The sequence below is a fragment of the Daejeonella rubra genome (genome assembly GCF_900103545.1).
In the GTDB taxonomy this organism is placed as follows: domain Bacteria; phylum Bacteroidota; class Bacteroidia; order Sphingobacteriales; family Sphingobacteriaceae; genus Daejeonella; species Daejeonella rubra.
This window is the reverse complement of the sequence record NZ_FNHH01000012.1, coordinates 52,703-70,796: the sequence shown is the minus strand read 5'-3', so window position 1 is coordinate 70,796 and position 18,094 is coordinate 52,703. Positions and strand designations below refer to the sequence as shown.

Genomic DNA, 18,094 nt, shown 5'->3' with positions numbered 1-18,094 from the left:
ATTGAATTCTAATAATTTATATAAGGCCATTCCAGTAACATTTATCACCATTTTCCCGTAAGAAAGGCTAATAGTCATGATATCACTCGATCATGAATTCGAGCAGGCAGTATGAAAAACTTTTTTAATTTTATTCTTGCTCCTGTTAGTGTCTGGATAAAGTTTTTCCTGTTTATTATTTTATTTATAACTAATGCACAGAATGGCACAGCGCAATGCTTCACTAACTCATCCACCCGATTTTATACGTGCGAATCACCTTTAACTTTTAGATTACCTGCAAATAGCGGCGTAAACGCACCGAGCGGACCAAATTATGGCTCATGTTCGACAGCCGGACAAAGACTAGGTAATGCACAATGGTTAATATTTAAAGCCACGGAAAATGGTCAGATCAATTTAACCACCACTCTTGCAACAGGCGGAGTCAATATATGGGTATGGGGTGGATTTGACACACAACCCACAAGTTGTTCCTCCTTAAATAACCTAAATATATGCGGCCAATTTGACCATAACGACCCAATAACTCCGTTTACAGTTGTAAAAGATAAATGGTATGTTGTACTATTATCCGGTTTATTGGGCTCTGCCAGTGATTTTACCATTTCAGGTACTGGTCCGGCAAATATTCCAGCACCTATAGTTCCTTCTCAGGCACGTTGTAGCAGTGGTACAATAACCTTAACTGCTTCAGGAGCGCAAATTGGAGAAAAATACAATTGGTATGACAATAATGGCATTTTATTGCAGTCAAGTGAAAATTCACAGTATGTAACTCCCGTTTTAAATACTACCACTCAATATTCAGTTTCCATTTCAGTAACTACCAATACCGGAACTACCTGCGAAAGTAATAAAACACCGGTAACAGCATCAATTAATAATTTACCTGTAATTAATAACCCTTTAAGCCAGGCAGTTTGTTTGGGCTTGCCATTAAATCTCAGTGTTACTGTAAGCAGCGAATTATCAAGCAGTTATCAATGGAGAAAAGATGGTGTTTCTATTTCCGGGGCAAATAATAATACCTTTAATATCCCCTCAGTTGCAAGTACCGATGCCGGATCGTATGATATTATAGTCACTAACGGCTGTGGTTCAGTCACATCCAGTGCTGCTGTTGTAACAATTAACCCATTGCCAACCGTCACTGTTCCTGTTAGTTTCAATGCCTGTGCTGGCTCCAGTATTCCGGCAAGCAGTTTCAGCAGCAACCCGACAGGGGCTACTTATACCTGGACCAACTCCAATACCGCTATCGGACTCGCTGCAAGCGGAACAGGGAATCTGCCTTCATTTACCGCCATCAATACCGGAACAACTAACCTTTCTGCGACCATTACCGTAACTCCAATCATTAACGGGTGTACAGGTCCTACATCCAGCTATACCATTACCATTTTCCCTTTACCGGTATTGCTGGCTCCTGCCAATATCACCAGCTGTGCAGGTACAACCATCGCTTCAAGCAGCTTCAGCAGTACACCCGCTGGTGCCACTTATTCCTGGACCAATTCCAATACCGCTATCGGACTCGCTGCCAGCGGAACAGGGAATGTGCCCTCTTTTACAGCAATCAATACCACTGCTGCTGCCATCTCTGCAAGCATTACCGTAACTCCCACCATCAACGGATGTGCCGGTAATCCAATAACCTATACCATCACGGTTAATCCACTGCCGGTTATCGTTTCTGCCAGTGCAACCAGTGAATCTGTATGTGATGCACGTAACGGAACCATTACTATAAATGCAACTGGCGCTGCCCCATTAGAGTATTCAATCAATGGTGGAAGTACCTTCCTGCAAAACGGAGGTGCTTTCACCGGACTGGCCGCAGGCAGTTATTCTGTGATGGTGCGGAATGCTTCCGGATGTACTACTGCCGGACCAACCTTATCTGTATCAAGCCCGGGAGCTCCGCCTGCACCTGAGATCACTGCCGTTATCTCTCCCATTTGCCAGGGCGGGACTATTAATATTACCATCGCTAACCCCGATCCTCTGGCTACCTACAGCTGGACCGGTCCATTAGGATTCACTGCCAACGGAACTTCCATAACCAGAACCAATGCCACAACGGCCATGTCTGGCAACTACGCCGTAACAGCACGTATTGGCTCATGCGTTAGTACAGCAAAAACTTTTTCTCTGATCGTTGATCCACTGCCGGTGGTAACCGTTCCAGCCAATATGATCTACTGCGCCGGAGCTTCTATTCCCGCAGGAAGCTTCATCAGTACTCCGGCCGGGGCCACTTATACCTGGACCAATTCCAATCCAGCCATCGGACTGTCCGCCAGCGGATCAGGTGATATGCCTGTATTTACTGCCCTGAATTCAGGCTCTGCTCCTATCACAGCAACCATCACCGTGACACCCCTTTTGAATGGATGTACAGGTGCGCCGGCAAGCTATACCATCACCGTTAATCCATTGCCTGTTGTTAATCTACCTGCAAATACCGTGATCTGTACCGGAGCAACCGTTCCCGCTGCCTTATTTACCAGTACTCCTGCAGGAGCCACTTTTTCCTGGTCCAATTCCAATACCGCCATCGGACTCGCTGCCAGCGGAACTGGAAACATACCGTCATTTACTGCAATTAACCCCGGTTCTGCACCCATTAGTGCTACCCTGACCGTTACTCCTATGGTCAACGGATGTACCGGACCTTCCCGTACCTATACCATCACCGTTAACCCATTGCCAACCGTTACGGTTCCTCTTAGTTTCAATGCCTGTGCTGGCTCCAGCATTCCGGCAAGCAGTTTCAGCAGCAACCCGACAGGGGCTACTTATACCTGGACCAACTCCAATACCGCCATCGGACTGCCCGCCAGCGGAGCCGGAAATCTGCCTTCATTTACCGCCATCAATACCGGAACTACCAACCTTTCTGCGACCATTACCGTAACTCCAATCATTAACGGGTGTACAGGTCCTACATCCAGCTATAACATTACCGTTTTCCCTTTGCCGGTCATGCTGGCTCCTGCCAATATCACCAGCTGTGCAGGTACAACCATCGCTTCAAGCAGCTTCAGCAGTACACCAGCTGGTGCCACTTATTCCTGGACCAATTCCAATACCGCTATCGGACTCGCTGCCAGCGGAACAGGGAATGTGCCCTCTTTTACAGCACTCAATACCACTGCTGCTGCCATCTCTGCAAGCATTACCGTAACTCCCACCATCAACGGATGTGCCGGTAATCCAATAACCTATACCATCACAGTTAATCCACTGCCTAGAGTAAGCGGGCCGGGTAACTCTACTGTTTGTGCAGGATCGACCATACCCGCTACAAATTTTGCAAGTAACATAACTGGGACCACTTATATATGGACCAATTCAAATTCCGCGATCGGGCTTCCTGTAAGTGGGACCGGAAATATTCCAGCCTTTATCACATTGAATTCAACCATTTCAGCAATATCCGCAATCATTACAATTACTCCGATTGTTAACGGGTGTTCAGGTCCATCATTAAGCTATACTATTTCGGTTAACCCTCTGCCACAGATCATAAAAGCTATTGCCACAGATGAATCAAAGTGCAATATAAATGATGGAACAATCACAATAACGGCTGATGGTGTTCAACCTCTGGAATTCTCTGTGAACGGAGGAGCTACTTTTGTCAGGAATGGAGGTAATTTTACTGGTTTACCAGCGGGAAGTTATTCGGTGATGGTGCGTAATCCGACTGGTTGTATCATTACAGGACCATCATTATCAGTTTCCAGTCCGGGAGCCCCACCCCAACCTGAGATCAATGCTTTTGTCAGTCCGGTTTGCCAGGGTGAACCCTTAATTCTTTCGATCCTGAATCCGGATCCTCTGGCTACCTATACCTGGACAGGCCCTCTTGGATTTAATGCTTCCGGAGCTTCTATTATACGATCAAACTCAGACCCTTCCATGTCAGGATCCTATGCCGTAACTGCTACGGTTAATTCCTGCGTGAGTATTTCAAAAAACTTCAGCCTAACAGTTAGTCCCCTTCCAATAATTAGTGTCCCGGCCAGCCAGATCTTTTGTGAAGGATCCACTGTACCATCAAGCAGTTTTAATAGTACTCCACCTGGAGCTACTATCAGCTGGAGTAACTCAAACCCTGAAATTGGCCTTGCAGCAAGCGGAAACGGCAATATCCCTGCATTTACTGCAGTCAATAATTCTAATTCCCCCATCACAGCAACTATCACCGTAATTCCATCGCTGAATAATTGTACAGGTGCAGAATACAATTTTACCATCACCATAAATCCATTGCCAACAGTCATTGTTCCTGCAAGTTCAATCATATGTGCCGGAACAACTGTTCCATCGACTAACTTTACCAGTAGTCCGCCGGGAACTGTCCTGATCTGGACCAACTCAAACCCTGCGATCGGGCTTCCTGCAAGTGGAACCGGGAATATTCCAAGCTTCATCGCAACCAATACAGCTGTTTCCGGAATAACGGCTGTCATTACCGTAAGCCCTTCTTTAAATGGGTGTACAGGGCCATCATCCAGTTATACAATTACCGTAAATCCCATTCCTATAATCACTTCAACTGCTGTTACCAATGAAACAGCCTGTAATTTAAGTAACGGAACAATTTCCATAACCGCATCCGGAACTGAACCTTTAGAATATTCGATCAATGGAGGAAACACTTTTATCCAAAATGGCGGCAACTTCACTGGATTAGCAGCAGGCAGTTATTCAGTAGTGGTCAGAAACGCCAGCGGATGCCTGTTTACAGGGCCTTCATTATCAATAACAAGTCCCGGTGCTCCTCCACAACCAACAGTTAATCCATTTTTAAGTCCTGTTTGCCAGGGTGAACCTTTAGTTCTTTCCGTACAAAACCCGGATCCGCTTGCCACCTATCAATGGACCGGACCGAAAGGTTTTACCGGATCAGGTCCATCTATTACACGATTAAATTCTGATCCATCTATGTCAGGAACTTATGCAGTAACTGCGAGTATAAATTCATGTGTCAGTGTTTCAAGAGTATTCAATATAACAGTAAATCAATTGCCCACCGTAATAGTCCCGGAAAATCTAACCTTCTGTAAAGGATCTGCTGTACCGGAAACCATTTTTAACAGTACTCCTCCGGGGGCAACTATTAGCTGGACCAACTCGCACCCGGTAATCGGATTAGCAGCCAGTGGTTACACTAAGGTGCCAGGCTTTATTGCTATCAATAACACCACAGCTCCAATTACCGCTACAATTACTGTAACTGCAACATTGAACAATTGTATTGGGCCATCATCATCCTATACTATTACCATTAATCCTACACCAACTGTTGTAACACCTGGTAATTTAACCGTATGTGCCGCATCCGCTGTATCTGCATCCAATTTCAGCAGTAACATTACAGGTACTACTTTTACCTGGACCAATTCCAATACGACGATCGGACTTGCAGCAAGCGGCAGCGGAAATGTACCGGCATTTAAAGCTGATAATAATACAACATCAGCAAAAACTGCAACTATAACAGTCACTCCTATAGTAAATGGATGTACCGGACCCTCTTTCAGCTATTCGATCACAGTAAAACCCTTGCCTAAAGTCAGCAATGCCATATTAACACAAGCTATCTGTACAGGATCTGCTTCAAAAGAAGTAGTGATCACTTCAAATATCCCGGGAACTACTTTTACATGGACAGCAACAGCAAGCCCAAATCTGCAGGGATATTTAACTAGCGGAACAAATACAATTCCGGCACAATCAATTACCAATAATAGCTTGAATGCAGGTACAGTAACCTATTCAATTACACCATTTTACAATGGGTGTGCAGGTACTGTAAGTATATACACTATCGTTGTTCATCCTCTGCCTACTGCCACACTTAGCGGTGGGAAAACAGCATGCTATGGGGCAACTACCACCTTAAGCGTTCAATTAACAGGAACAGCTCCATGGACCATAACCTATACTGATGGAATAACTCCTCAAACAATCAGCGGTATAGGCAGCAATACCTATACCTTTAATGTTTCTTCGAACGCTACAAAAACTTATACAATTACTTCTGTTAGCGATGCCTTTTCCTGTTCAAATACAGGAACAGGAAATGCAGTAGTGGTTCAACCTGCCTCTGCAATTACAGCAAGTGCTTCATCCATCAATGTAAGCTGCTATGGTTCTAATAATGGCTCAATTAAGATTGAATCGGCGTCAGGAGGATTCGGGAATTATGAATACAGCATAGATCTGGGCAAAAACTGGCAAAGTGGTACAAATTTTACCGGGCTTACTAATGGAAACTATCAGGTATATGTACGGGATGCAGCTCATCCTGAATGTATAACTGTAATATCTCCTGACATCCGGATATCGCAGCCTGCTGCACCTTTAAGCCTAACATTTACAAGGACGGATGTATCATGCTTCGGAGGCCAGAATGGATCCCTGAAAATTACAGCTTCAGGCGGTACGGCCCCCTATACCTATAAATGGGCAGACGGGCAGACAATCAAAGACATCAGCAATCTGAAAGCAGGCACCTATACTCTTATAATAACAGATTCGAATGGATGTATCCTTACTGAATCGATATCCATCCGGGAACCGAATGAGCCTCTTAAAATTTCATTTGTTAAAACTGATGCTACCTGCTTTGGAAGTCCAAGCGGCTCTATCAATATCAGTGTTAACGGTGGTACTATGCCATATACCTATAAATGGTCTAACAATGAAAGTACAGAAGACATAAAAAATCTTGCTCCTAATACCACCTATGCCCTTACCGTTGTTGATGCAAACGGATGTACGGAAACGCAGAGTATCTTAATTGATCAGCCGGAGGTATTAAAAGCTTCCTTAACAGTAAAAAATACCACCTGTAAGATCTCTACCGATGGAATGATCGCTGCTACTATTACAGGAGGGACTAAACCTTATACGCTCAAATGGACCGGCCTGCCACAAACTGAAAACACTATTAATAACCTCGCTCCGGGCCGATATGAACTACTTGTGACTGATGCAAACGGATGCACGACCCTTGTATCGGCTGATTTACTAGCGGGAAATTGTGCACCAATTGCAGTAGATGATTATTTCAAAACCGATGAAGAGATCCAGATATCCGGGAGTGTTGCATTAAATGATTTCGACCGTCAGGATGAAACAATCAGTTTTATGCTTACCTCTAATCCTAAAAATGGCACCATAACCTTTGGGGCAAACGGAGCATTTGTCTATAAACCGAATGTAGGCTTCTGGGGCATTGAAACTATAAATTACAGAGTGTGTAATACTTCGGGATTGTGTGCTACCGCTACCCTAAAAATAGAGGTATTTCCATTTACTATTGTCAGCTTAACTCCTTCGCTCAGCACAGTCAATGAGGGTAAAAAAACAACAGTAACGGCGCGCCTACTCAGACCATTCAAGGATGATGTAATTATCCGGGTTGCCTACAGGGGGAGAGCAGTAAAAAACCGCGACTATGTGCTGCTGGACCAGTTTCAGGACATCCGGATTCCACGTGGTAAAATAAGCACCACTGAAAAAATAACTATTGCAGCATTAACCGATGACGAACAGGAAGGAGATGAAGATGTGATAATTGATATCATTTCAAGCTCTGATCCATTGGTTAGAATTGGGTCAGGAGCTGTAGTAATTATAGGTGACATTTATCCACCGGAAGCTTCCATCCCTGTAACAGTAAAAAATGAAGTTCCCATTAACCCGGATATCAAACCAGACCCATTAATTTCGGCCAATAATGATGGCCTGGGGAATGAATTCTTCAAAATAGAAAACATAGTTTCTTTTCCGGATAACCTGGTATTGATATTCAATCGCTGGGGAAATGAAGTGTTTCGTTTAAATGGCTATAATGAAAGTGACCGGGTGTTTAAGGGTTATGCTAATACAGGAATGCTGACTAACACTGGCACACCCCTAACAGATGGAGTGTATTATTACCTGATCACAACAAACCGCATCATTAACGGGAAAACCATAACTGGACTTAACAAAGGGTATCTGATCCTGAAGAGATAAAAATCTTAAATGAAATTGATTTATTCTGATCAGATTATTTTAAACCTTACAACCTTATTATCCTCCCAAAGACAAATCGCTTTTCCATTATCTAACACATATATTTTAGGAGATGTTCCAGTTCCGATTTCGGAAATTTGCTTAGAGTTTAGATTCATTAAGTGTATCTTTTTGCTGTCTTGCCAGGCAACATACACGCTATTCTGATTTTGAGCCATGCTAACATCCCTTCCTGGTGCCAGCTTCTGTTCAACCTGCTTTTCTGTCCAATAATATACATCTCCATTTCGTCTCCAGGCCGCAGACACCTTCCCGGATGCATTAAGAGCCAGACTCCCTCCATCCATCGGACAAGCATTTAATTGCCATGAACCATTCCCAGATTTAACCGCTGTAGTAAATGATTTACCCTTATTAGTTGAAACAGCATAATAAATATCTCTTGCTCCCATTAACCAGTTACGAAAACCAATTACCACCCTGCCATTATTTGCTACAATATTGGGTTTGCAACATTCGCAAACATGTTTATCCGGTGATTTGTAAACCAATGTGTTCGGACTCCATTTTTGAGATTTGGAATTCAGGGAAGAGAAATAAATATTGTTATTCCCACCGTCCCTGATGTCAAGCCAGGTTGCATAAAAATTATCATTCTTATCGGATGCAAGAGCCATAAGTCCCTCAACAGCCGAACCCTGTGTATCACTAACATTAGCGACCTTTGTCCATACGCCTTTTAAATGATTCAGTATATAAGAATGTATATTTCCGTTTTTATCAATGGCACTAACTAAACTTCTGGTACTTGAAGAGGCAATCTGAGGTCCGCGACTACTCCCCAAATGCATTTTTGGCAATTCAGCAACCAGAGCTGGCGTTGAAAAATTAAGTCCGTTGTCTGATGATGTAATACAATAGATCCTATCCTGGTTTCCATACACCATTCTGATGATACCAGTATTATCTATCGACAGGTTGGGTTGCTGGCCCTCAATAATTACGGGTAAAGTTCCCGGACTCATTAAGCCTGAATACTGACCCATGAAAAATAATAACAAAAAAAAGCAATTCATATATTGAGAATTAAAAACCTCAATATATGAATTGCCTTTTTATAATCCGACTATTATTTCTGCTTACAATTGAACGATGATATTTACATCAGAATCAACTTTTTGTCTGCTAAGTTGCAATTGATCTTCCAGGCTGGTCACATTATTTTGCAGATCCAGGATCAGCATTTCTCTGCGTTCAACTTCCTGAGAGCTCAAATTAACTCTGCTGGTATTCAGATTAGTCCTGATTCCCAAAAGTTTTTCTGCTGCAAACTTCAATAGTGCTTCACTGTATGTCATCGTTTCATAAGTCTGTTCATAGACCGTATAAACTCCTTCACGTGATTTAATATAATTATCTGACCATCGATCTGAATAATTCACAGAACAATTTCCAATTTGATCGCCATGGTTTAAATGTGCGTTCAAAGCATTTTCTGAAATACTGATATTGACAGGATTACCCGAGCCAGAAGCACCTGGTTTATGACAAATACTTATCTTTTTTTGATTTTTAGGAGTCCTGCGCATAGCGAAATTTGACAGATCCCAATTGATATCAATATCCCTGTTACCATTTAAAACTCTACTATTTCCATTGCCGCGCTTAATTTTCCAGTCTTTATTATCAGATCCTTTATCTGAATGATCATCCTTTGAACCATAGCTTTGATCATTTTTATGATCAGATTTCTGGTTATTATTCCCATTACTTTGATTACCCTTCTCCTTACCCTGATCGTTTCCTTTTTGAGAATTGTTATTCTTCTTATCATCATCAGCCTTTTTAGCTTCACTTTTCCCCTTGTTTTGAGAATCCTTTTTATCCTGTTGAGGAACAGCAATGGCCAGAGCGATCATTAAGATCAAAGGCATAAAACTCATCTTTAAATTGTTATTACTTTTCATGATTTTATTTTGCTGAAGGTTCAAATTCTTTATCTATTTTTTCTAACGAAGCCTCAAGCTTTGCGTTTTTATCTTCCAGTTCGCTGGTGGTTTTTTCAAGATCCTTTGAGACCGAATCCATTACAACAACTTCTGGCTCAGCAGATTTTGTAGCATTGTTAGTACAAGAGCCCATTAAAAAAAGCCCAATGGCCAGTAGTGGGATTGATGCAGAGTTAATTAATCTTTTCATATTGATATTCATCTAGTTATGACCTATGCTAACATAAACCAAGCCAGTTTATTTTAGATCAAAAAATGCAATGGCAGGGTTATTGATTTATTAGTGTACATCTAAAAATAATATTATGAAAAAAATAATGATCATAGGCTTTATAGGCCTTGCAATGGGATTTACTGCCTGTAAGAAGAATACCGATGGCGGTATGACCAAAATGAATGTGAAGATCACCGATAGTCCCGGTGCTTATGAAGCAATTTATTTAAGTGTAAAAGAAATTCAGATTCTAACTTCTGATGGTACAAGCACTCTTGCTGTTGGTCCTACCCCTTTTAATATTCTTAATTTCAGAATGGGTAAGGATACGCTTATTGCTTCTCAGGATATACCTTCAGGAAATATCCAGGAAGTGAGACTTGTATTAAATAATACAGGAAATAAAGTTAAGATCGATGGTGTAACGTATGATCTGACTACTCCGAGCGGACAAACTTCAGGTGTAAAATTAAAAGTACAGGAAACCCTGGAAGCAGGTGTTGCCTATACTATGTTACTTGACTTTGATGCTGCAAAATCTATTGTTCAGACAGGAAGTGGTAAATACATTTTAAAACCGGTAATCAGAGCAATTCCTAATGCTGTTTCGGGAGCAATTACAGGTACAATAACACCTTCAGCTTCAAACCCTAAGATCTATGCGATCGCAGGAACTGATACTCTTGGAACTGTTAGTGATGCTACTGGTAAATTTTGGTTCCCAGGTGTAGCTGCTGGAACTTATAAAATTGAGATTCAACCGGTAAGTCCGTACATCAATAAAACTATTGAGAATGTTGCCGTAGTTACAGGATCTGTAAAGGATCTTGGAACGATCACAATTACTCAATAAATTCAATCTCACAATTAAAAAAAGGAAGGGCACGCTAGCGTGCCCTTCCTTTTTTTAAGCTATTTAAATCCTTTCGGCTGTATATCCTGCCTTTTTCAGAGCTGCTATTATTTCAACTTCCTTAAGATCTCCATTTACAATTAGTGTCTTATCTGCTGAAGCCAGATCAACCTGCCAGTTATTTTCTCCGACAGTTTCATTCAATGCCGGACCAACCTGAGCCAGACATCCTGAACACTTAATGTTCGTTTTAAATTTTATTTCTTCCATTATTTCTGATTTTATTGTCATTGTTTAATTAATTAGACCTGAGTTTTAAAGCTTTTAATCTGAGACTGTTACTAACAACAGATACCGAACTGAGCGCCATTGCTGCACCTGCTATCATGGGGTCGAGTAAAAACCCATTGTAGCCATACAATACACCCGCCGCAAGCGGAATCCCAATAATATTGTAAATAAAGGCCCAGAACAGGTTTTGACGAATAGTCTGAACAGTCTTTTTTGAAAGTTTCAATGCCATGGGTATGGACTGCAGATTGGAGGTAATCAGGGTGATCTTGGCAACATCCATGGCTATATCTGAACCCCTGCCCATCGCAATACTAACATCTGCCTGTGCCAGGGCATGAGAATCATTGATCCCATCTCCTACCATTGCAACAATCTTTCCTTCAGACTGAAGCTGTTTAATGAAATCGGCCTTATCTGAGGGCAGAACCTCAGCCCTGTAGCTTTTTATTCCAACTTCATTTGCTACAGCAGAAGCTGTTTGCTCATTATCCCCGGTAAGCATATGGACTTCAATACCCATTTCATGCAGTTGGCGGATGGCCTCTTTTGATGAATCCTTCACTTTATCGGCAATAGAAATGATCGCAAGAACCTTTGTCTGATCGGCAAAATAGATTACTGTATTTGCTTCATGTTGCTTTTTCTGTACATAATCTTCCTGATCTGTAGTTAAAACTATATTTTGCTCTTCAAGAAAGTGAAGATTCCCTGCGAAAAATCCAATCCCATTATATACACCTTTCACTCCCCGGGCTGTGATACTTTCAAATGAATCCAGTGGAAAACCTGAAATTCCGTCCTCTTTTAGCTTCTTAATTACCGCATCAGCAAGTGGATGCTCAGAATTTATTTCCAGGCTGAACAAAACCTTTAAATAATCATCCTGATCCTTAATTTCAGCAGCCCAATTCATTGCGGTAACAATTGGCCTGCCTTCTGTAATGGTACCGGTCTTATCAAGAATTACTGCATTGACTTTATAGCCCAATTCAAGACTTTCGGCATCTTTAATAAGGATATTATTTTCAGCACCCTTACCAACACCCACCATAATTGCTGTTGGAGTTGCAAGCCCCAAAGCACAGGGGCAAGCAATCACAAGTACAGTCACCGAAGTAAGTAAAGCATGAGTAAATGCTTGTTCACCTCCAATTAACATCCAGACAGTAAATGTCAAAATTGCAATACCAATCACTACCGGGACAAATATTCCGGCGATCTTATCCACCAGTTTTTGTACCGGAGCCTTACTTCCCTGAGCGAGCTGAACCATTTTTACTATATGTGCAAGTATGGTATCTGCACCCACCTTTTCGGCTTTAAATTGAAGACTCCCCTTCTGGTTAATTGTACCCGCAAATAATTTATCGCCTTCGACCTTCAACACGGCCACCGGTTCACCGCTGATCATGCTTTCATCCAAATAGGATGATCCTGAAACAGTAATACCATCTACGGAGACCCTTTCTCCTGGTCTCAAAACGATGATCTGGCCGGGCACAACCTGCGAAACAGGAATCTCTTCTTCCTTGCCATCGCTGAGAATTCTGACTGTTTTAGGCTGTAATCCCATCAATTTTTTAATAGCTGTTGTCGTGTTTGACTTAGCTTTCTCTTCCAGTAATTTTCCGAAAGAAATAAATGCTATAATAACTGATGCAGCCTCATAATACACGTGCGGATGTAATCCTCTGTTATGCCAGTATTCAGGATAGATCGTATTAAACGCACTGAATATGAAAGCAATTCCAGTGCTCAGAGCCACCAGAGTGTCCATATTCACCATCCTGTGCCTTGCCTGCTTCCAGGCATTGATAAAGAAGCTGCGTCCAAACCAAAATACGACGGGAGCACTTAATATCATAGAAATCCAGGCTCCATAGGGCATGCCCATGAAAAACATTCCGATTACAAATACTGGTAAGGCAAGAATTGAAGCCCAGATCGTCCGGCTTTTTAGGTCACGGTAGTTTTTAAGCTGTAAACTTTCCTGCAGCTCTGCTGAATTTTCAGCATCGATTATTATATCATATCCAATGGATTGAATACTTTTTTGTAAAGCCGGCGGATTGGTTTTCAGAGGATCATATTCTGCCCATGCAGTATTATTTGCAAAATTTACTCCTGCATCGATTACTCCCCCTGTGGACTTAAAAATAGATTCTACACTAATCGCACAGCCGGCACAGGTCATTCCTGTTACCGGAAATACAGCTCTGATCGTCGTTGTGGAAGCCTCTTTTAACTGAGATCCTTTTTCTTCTTTCATAATCTTGATTTACAATACAAAATTATGAGGTACAGCTGCTTAAAGCTTTACAGAATTGCAGGAAATAGTTATACTACTTTGTGTTTATAATGATTAAACAGCATCGATGGATCTCCTCAACCGGTCTGAAGCTCTGGTATTTTTAAACTGAGAAGGAGTTTGGCCTGTGACCTTTTTGAACTGAGCAGAAAGATGAGCAATACTGCTGTATCCCAGTTTGTTGGCAATTTCTCCGAGGTTTAATTCATCATAGAATAAAAGTTCTTTAACCCGCTCAATTTTCTGGCGAATAATGTACTGTTCAATGGTAATACCCTCAACGGAAGAAAATAAGGAGCTTAAATAATTATACTCATGAAATACCTTATCAGAAATTAGCCCAGACCAGTTTACTTTTGATTCCAGAAATTCTGAATGGAAGATCTTCTCAATGATGAGACTTTTGATCTGTTCAATTAACCTGGTCTTACCATTATCGAGTAGTTCAAATCCAAGTGCATTCAAACGCTCGTTCAGAGTTTGAAGCTTTTGTTCATCCAGCTTTTCCTCCATCAACTTCACAATACCCATTTGTACATATATGGGATGCAGATCAAGTTTTATCAGCTCATTTTGAACTGCCGTGATGCACCTGTTGCATACCATGTTTTTGATATATATTTCCATACTATTTACATTTTGCTCATATCATGTCCCGCCATTGGATCAGTGCCCTTTTTCAAAATAAATTCACTCGACAATAAATAAGCACCACTTATAACCACCTCCTTTACATCTTCCAATCCGGAAAGAATGATGATCTGATCTGAACTTTCTGCACCCGTTTTAACCATTTTCGGTGAGAAAGTGTTTTTTGAAGTTTTAACCCATACATGGGCACCCTTCTCATCCCTGACAACTGCATCCAAAGGAAGACTCATTGCATCAGATATTTCAGAAACAGGTAAAAATACAGTTGCCTGCATCCCTGCCTGTAAATTTCCCGGATTATGAATGGGAGCCCTTACTTTAAGAATCTGTGTTGATGGGTCTAATTGCGGGGATATAAAATCAATCTGAACCGTCTGCTCATTTTCGTTCATGCCATTGATTGATGCTTTTACTTTTGTACCGATACTTAATCCTGCAATTTCATTGGGATAAACATCCATTTCCAGCCATAGCTGATCAAAATTCTCAAGCTTTAAGACCTGACTTCCTTCAGCAACATACTGTCCCTCAGTAATATTCAATTCTGTAACTGTGCCGGATGCATTCGAAAAAACTGTCAGTAATGGCGATGTTTTAGCACTCTGTTCCAAAGACCTGATCTGTGTATCGCTCACACCAAAGAGGCGCAATTTATTTTTTGCAGCCTCCCGCATAGAACTATAGATTTTCTCGTCCGGGAAGGCAGCAACCTGCTTTAACTGAAGTAAATAATCCTGCTGCAGGGTTTGAAGCTCTTCACTATACACCTGAAAAAGTGCCTGCCCCTTATTTACCCTGCCACCGGTTTCCCTGACATATAATTTTTCAACCCTGCCGGAATATCGGCTTGAAACCAGGGCGGTGCGCTCCGGATTTACGATCAAACGCCCGTTCAATACTTTTGAAGTACTAAAAGAAGAACTGCTGATCTTAACGGTCCGGATATTGGCCATTTGAATCTGACTATCACTCAGAGACAATTCATTTTTACCGCCTGCTGAATTAACAGGTACCAGGTCCATACCGCAGATTGGGCAGGAACCGGGACCATTATTTACTATTTGAGGATGCATCGGACAGGTATATTTCCCTGCTTCCGCATGTTTATCATGCTCCGGATCCTTACAGGATGGTAAAGCAACAACCATGTATCCAAAAAAGATCAGGATAAGGCCGACTAAAATTTTTCTATTCATTATAAACGCTCCGCTTTTATAAAACTCTCTGTATCAACTAAAAACCAGGCATTGATGGCGATCTCCTGATCGGGGCCTAAACTATTCCCGATATCCACCCATTCATCTGTCAGCTTGTTCACCTGAATATAAACCGGGACAAATGCCGAATTACGTCTGATAAATACTACATACTTCTTCCCAAGCTGCAGCACTGCCGTTCTTGGAACCCAATTGCCATCAGCCTTGCTTTGTTTACTCACTGAAATTAGCTGACCAACCTTCCAGGCTCTATTACTATTGGGTAAATTTGCTCGGATCAGGGAATAATTAACACCTTCACGATAATATGGCTGGATAAGATCTACCTGAACATCTGAGTTCTGTTCAGCAATATCCAGCGACCGGACGCTTACCTTCATCCCTCGTTTAAACTCCTGCAACTGATCTGGTCGGGCAAAAAACTCCGCCCAAACCTGTTCTGTATTGATCAAATCAAACAATTTCTGACCCGCAGTAACATATTGCCCTTCCCTGATCTGCAGAGCCTGGCCTGTACTGATCGACTGCACTGTAGGAACAACATCCGCAGATCCACCCGAATTCATTTCATTCATCCCTGCTGAAGAAGATGAGCTGATCCTTGTACCTCCGGCTTGTGCCGATGAACCAGAGCTTGCTGCAGCATTAAGTGCTAACTCAGCTACATATCCTGAATAAGGGCTGTATACTGAAACCGTCGGGCTGATCTTTCCGCTGCGGAGTACCTGATCGATCTGACTCTGTGTGAAACCAAGAAACAATAATTTTTTCTTAGCTGATTCAAGCAGAATCAACTCTGAATTATTTTTAAGGAATAAGAGTTCCTGCTGGGCATTTGCCAGGTCAGGGCTGTAGATATCCATGATCTTCTGCCCCTTCCTCACCTGCTCAAAACTATACTTAACATATAAACGTTCAATACGGCCGCTAACCCGTGCTGAAACAGATTTCCAGTTATTGGTATTATAATTTATGACTCCTTTGAGGCTCATTTCAGCAGTCCGCGAACCCTTTTCCGGCCTGACCGTCTTAATACCAGATATCACCAGCTCGTTCGTCGGTTTTACCAGTGCATTTAAACTATCATCCGCCGGACCATGCGCTGCTGTACTATGCAGCGGTACCAGATCCATTTTACAGATCGGGCAGGTGCCGGGGCCATTCTGAAGGATCTCCGGATGCATGGGACAAGTATAGGTCTGAGCCTTGCTTTCGCTGGAAGCTTTCTTATCCTGATCACAGCCCAAAAGCAGAAATCCGAGCAGAAGAAAAACCCCAATACTACCTTTCAATATTCTTTTCATACTCAACGATCATTTGATAAAACTTCTGCAATTGGTCCAGATAATTCATCTGCGACATGTTCAGGGCTTCCCAGCTATCAATCACTGTATTCAGATCCGATTTATTTTCCTGATAAGACAAGATCGAAACCTTAAGATATTTTTGAAGAGACGGCAATATCTTATTCTCATAATTAGCAAGCTGCTGCTGCATAACGGCGAGATCATTTTCCATGGAACGGCTCATCCCCAGCATTTCTGTTAACATGGCTGCCTTCTGCTGACGCATGGCCTCCCGCTCAAAATTCATGGATCTGATCTCCGACTTATACATTTTTGACGACCATGGAACGATCGGAATTGAAAGCATACCCATAATTGTAAATTGTCTGGGCATCATCGCCGAATAATTAGACATATGATCGAACCGAACTCTGAAATCAGGCTTAGCTTCCTGCCTCATCTGCTGAATATTCTTTTCCATAGCATGAATATCATGCTCCATATGTAAAATATCACTTCGTGTTCCGGCAAAATAAGAGGTATCCAGATCGGCCTTTGGAACGAAATCAACTCTAAAAGTGGTGTCTATCTCAAGCTCCATGTTTGCAGCCCTGTTCATCAATGCATTGAGCGCAATCTTCTTTGAACGGATGCCGGCCTCCGTCATCAAGATCATATTTTCAGACTCATAAGCCCTGCCTTCAGCCTTAAAAACCTGATTCAGCCCTCCCTGATTGAAAGGATAGCGAATCGCTGCAAGCTTTTTCATGGTCTCCATGATCTGCTTATTCTCTTCCTGGTACCTGATCTTCCGGTGATCGATCAGCAAGCCAAAATATAACTGTCTTGCTCTCGCTTTGTATTGATTGAACTGCTCAGATTTACCAAACACATCGGTTAAAGACTGGGTTTCCAGGTATTCCTTCTTAGCTTTGATCTTGGCTGGATTAGGAATATCCTGCTCCGCAGTGATCATAAATGCACCGCGATCATTGTCGCCTACCATTCCCTGGAAAGGATATGGAGTCATAAATGTACCCGCACCCACCATCGGAGCCATCCATGCACCTGCACCAGCAACCTTTGCATCCTTACTTTGAATACGGCTGTCAAATGCCATCAGGCCAAGGTTCTTTTCTTTGATTTCCACAAATATCTGTTCAAGGCTCATCGTAACCTGCCCGAAAGCAAGGCCGGAACCTATGAACAGCATCGTAAAAAA

General features: G+C 42.2%; 11 protein-coding genes. 2 read left to right on the top strand and 9 right to left on the bottom strand.

The window, feature by feature from the left end:
• The first annotated feature begins 111 nt into the window (after positions 1 to 111).
• The gene (locus BLR27_RS10180) at positions 112 to 8,040 is read left to right on the top strand and encodes a PKD-like domain-containing protein (RefSeq protein ID WP_090704476.1); all 7,929 of its coding nucleotides are present in this window, start codon (positions 112 to 114) and stop codon (positions 8,038 to 8,040) included.
• A gap of 29 nt (positions 8,041 to 8,069) precedes the next feature.
• On the opposite strand, the gene BLR27_RS10175 is transcribed toward BLR27_RS10180, so the two are convergent.
• From BLR27_RS10175 to BLR27_RS10165, 3 genes are all read right to left on the bottom strand, one after another.
• Positions 8,070 to 9,101 (bottom strand): hypothetical protein, encoded by a 1,032-nt coding sequence (locus BLR27_RS10175; protein ID WP_143007725.1) that lies wholly within the window; start codon positions 9,099 to 9,101, stop codon positions 8,070 to 8,072.
• A gap of 78 nt (positions 9,102 to 9,179) precedes the next feature.
• The gene (locus BLR27_RS10170) at positions 9,180 to 10,007 is read right to left on the bottom strand and encodes a hypothetical protein (RefSeq protein WP_090704472.1); all 828 of its coding nucleotides are present in this window, start codon (positions 10,005 to 10,007) and stop codon (positions 9,180 to 9,182) included.
• A 4-nt stretch (positions 10,008 to 10,011) separates the two neighbouring features.
• Entirely contained in the window at positions 10,012 to 10,239 is a 228-nt protein-coding gene (locus BLR27_RS10165; protein ID WP_143007724.1) for a hypothetical protein, read from the bottom strand.
• A 115-nt stretch (positions 10,240 to 10,354) separates the two neighbouring features.
• Between BLR27_RS10165 and BLR27_RS10160 the strand changes: the two genes are divergently transcribed.
• Complete coding sequence (locus BLR27_RS10160; protein ID WP_090704468.1) at positions 10,355 to 11,116, top strand: DUF4382 domain-containing protein; 762 nt, start codon at positions 10,355 to 10,357, stop codon at positions 11,114 to 11,116.
• Between the two features lie 63 nt (positions 11,117 to 11,179).
• Here BLR27_RS10160 and BLR27_RS10155 read toward each other — a convergent pair whose 3' ends face one another.
• The 6 genes from BLR27_RS10155 to BLR27_RS10130 form a co-directional block, all read right to left on the bottom strand.
• Entirely contained in the window at positions 11,180 to 11,386 is a 207-nt protein-coding gene (locus BLR27_RS10155) for a heavy-metal-associated domain-containing protein (protein WP_090704547.1), read from the bottom strand.
• 28 nt (positions 11,387 to 11,414) lie between these two features.
• Positions 11,415 to 13,679: a heavy metal translocating P-type ATPase gene (locus BLR27_RS10150; RefSeq protein ID WP_090704466.1), complete on the bottom strand. Its 2,265-nt coding sequence runs from the start codon at positions 13,677 to 13,679 to the stop codon at positions 11,415 to 11,417.
• A gap of 93 nt (positions 13,680 to 13,772) precedes the next feature.
• Entirely contained in the window at positions 13,773 to 14,345 is a 573-nt protein-coding gene (locus tag BLR27_RS10145; RefSeq protein ID WP_090704464.1) for a helix-turn-helix domain-containing protein, read from the bottom strand.
• Positions 14,346 to 14,350: 5 nt separating this feature from the next.
• Positions 14,351 to 15,565, bottom strand: coding sequence for an efflux RND transporter periplasmic adaptor subunit (locus tag BLR27_RS10140; RefSeq protein WP_090704462.1), 1,215 nt, complete (start codon positions 15,563 to 15,565; stop codon positions 14,351 to 14,353).
• On the bottom strand, positions 15,565 to 16,890 hold the full coding sequence (locus BLR27_RS10135) for an efflux RND transporter periplasmic adaptor subunit (RefSeq protein WP_090704460.1): 1,326 nt from the start codon (positions 16,888 to 16,890) through the stop codon (positions 15,565 to 15,567). The genes BLR27_RS10140 and BLR27_RS10135 overlap by 1 nt, the downstream gene beginning before the upstream one ends.
• Positions 16,868 to 18,085, bottom strand: coding sequence for a TolC family protein (locus BLR27_RS10130; protein WP_245704489.1), 1,218 nt, complete (start codon positions 18,083 to 18,085; stop codon positions 16,868 to 16,870). Before BLR27_RS10130 ends, BLR27_RS10135 begins: the two co-directional genes overlap by 23 nt.
• Between the last annotated feature and the right edge of the window lie 9 nt (positions 18,086 to 18,094).

Excerpts from the sequence above, each read along its gene's own strand:
- BLR27_RS10180 (WP_090704476.1), top strand. The coding sequence starts at position 112 with ATGAAAAACTTTTTTAATTTTATTCTTGCTCCTGTTAGTGTCTGGATA.
- BLR27_RS10130 (WP_245704489.1), bottom strand. The coding sequence starts at position 18,085 with ATGCTGTTCATAGGTTCCGGCCTTGCTTTCGGGCAGGTTACGATGAGC.
- BLR27_RS10150 (WP_090704466.1), bottom strand. The coding sequence starts at position 13,679 with ATGAAAGAAGAAAAAGGATCTCAGTTAAAAGAGGCTTCCACAACGACG.
- BLR27_RS10135 (WP_090704460.1), bottom strand. The coding sequence starts at position 16,890 with ATGAAAAGAATATTGAAAGGTAGTATTGGGGTTTTTCTTCTGCTCGGA.
- BLR27_RS10165 (WP_143007724.1), bottom strand. The coding sequence starts at position 10,239 with ATGAAAAGATTAATTAACTCTGCATCAATCCCACTACTGGCCATTGGG.
- BLR27_RS10160 (WP_090704468.1), top strand. The coding sequence starts at position 10,355 with ATGAAAAAAATAATGATCATAGGCTTTATAGGCCTTGCAATGGGATTT.
- BLR27_RS10170 (WP_090704472.1), bottom strand. The coding sequence starts at position 10,007 with ATGAAAAGTAATAACAATTTAAAGATGAGTTTTATGCCTTTGATCTTA.
- BLR27_RS10155 (WP_090704547.1), bottom strand. The coding sequence starts at position 11,386 with ATGGAAGAAATAAAATTTAAAACGAACATTAAGTGTTCAGGATGTCTG.
- BLR27_RS10145 (WP_090704464.1), bottom strand. The coding sequence starts at position 14,345 with ATGGAAATATATATCAAAAACATGGTATGCAACAGGTGCATCACGGCA.
- BLR27_RS10140 (WP_090704462.1), bottom strand. The coding sequence starts at position 15,565 with ATGAATAGAAAAATTTTAGTCGGCCTTATCCTGATCTTTTTTGGATAC.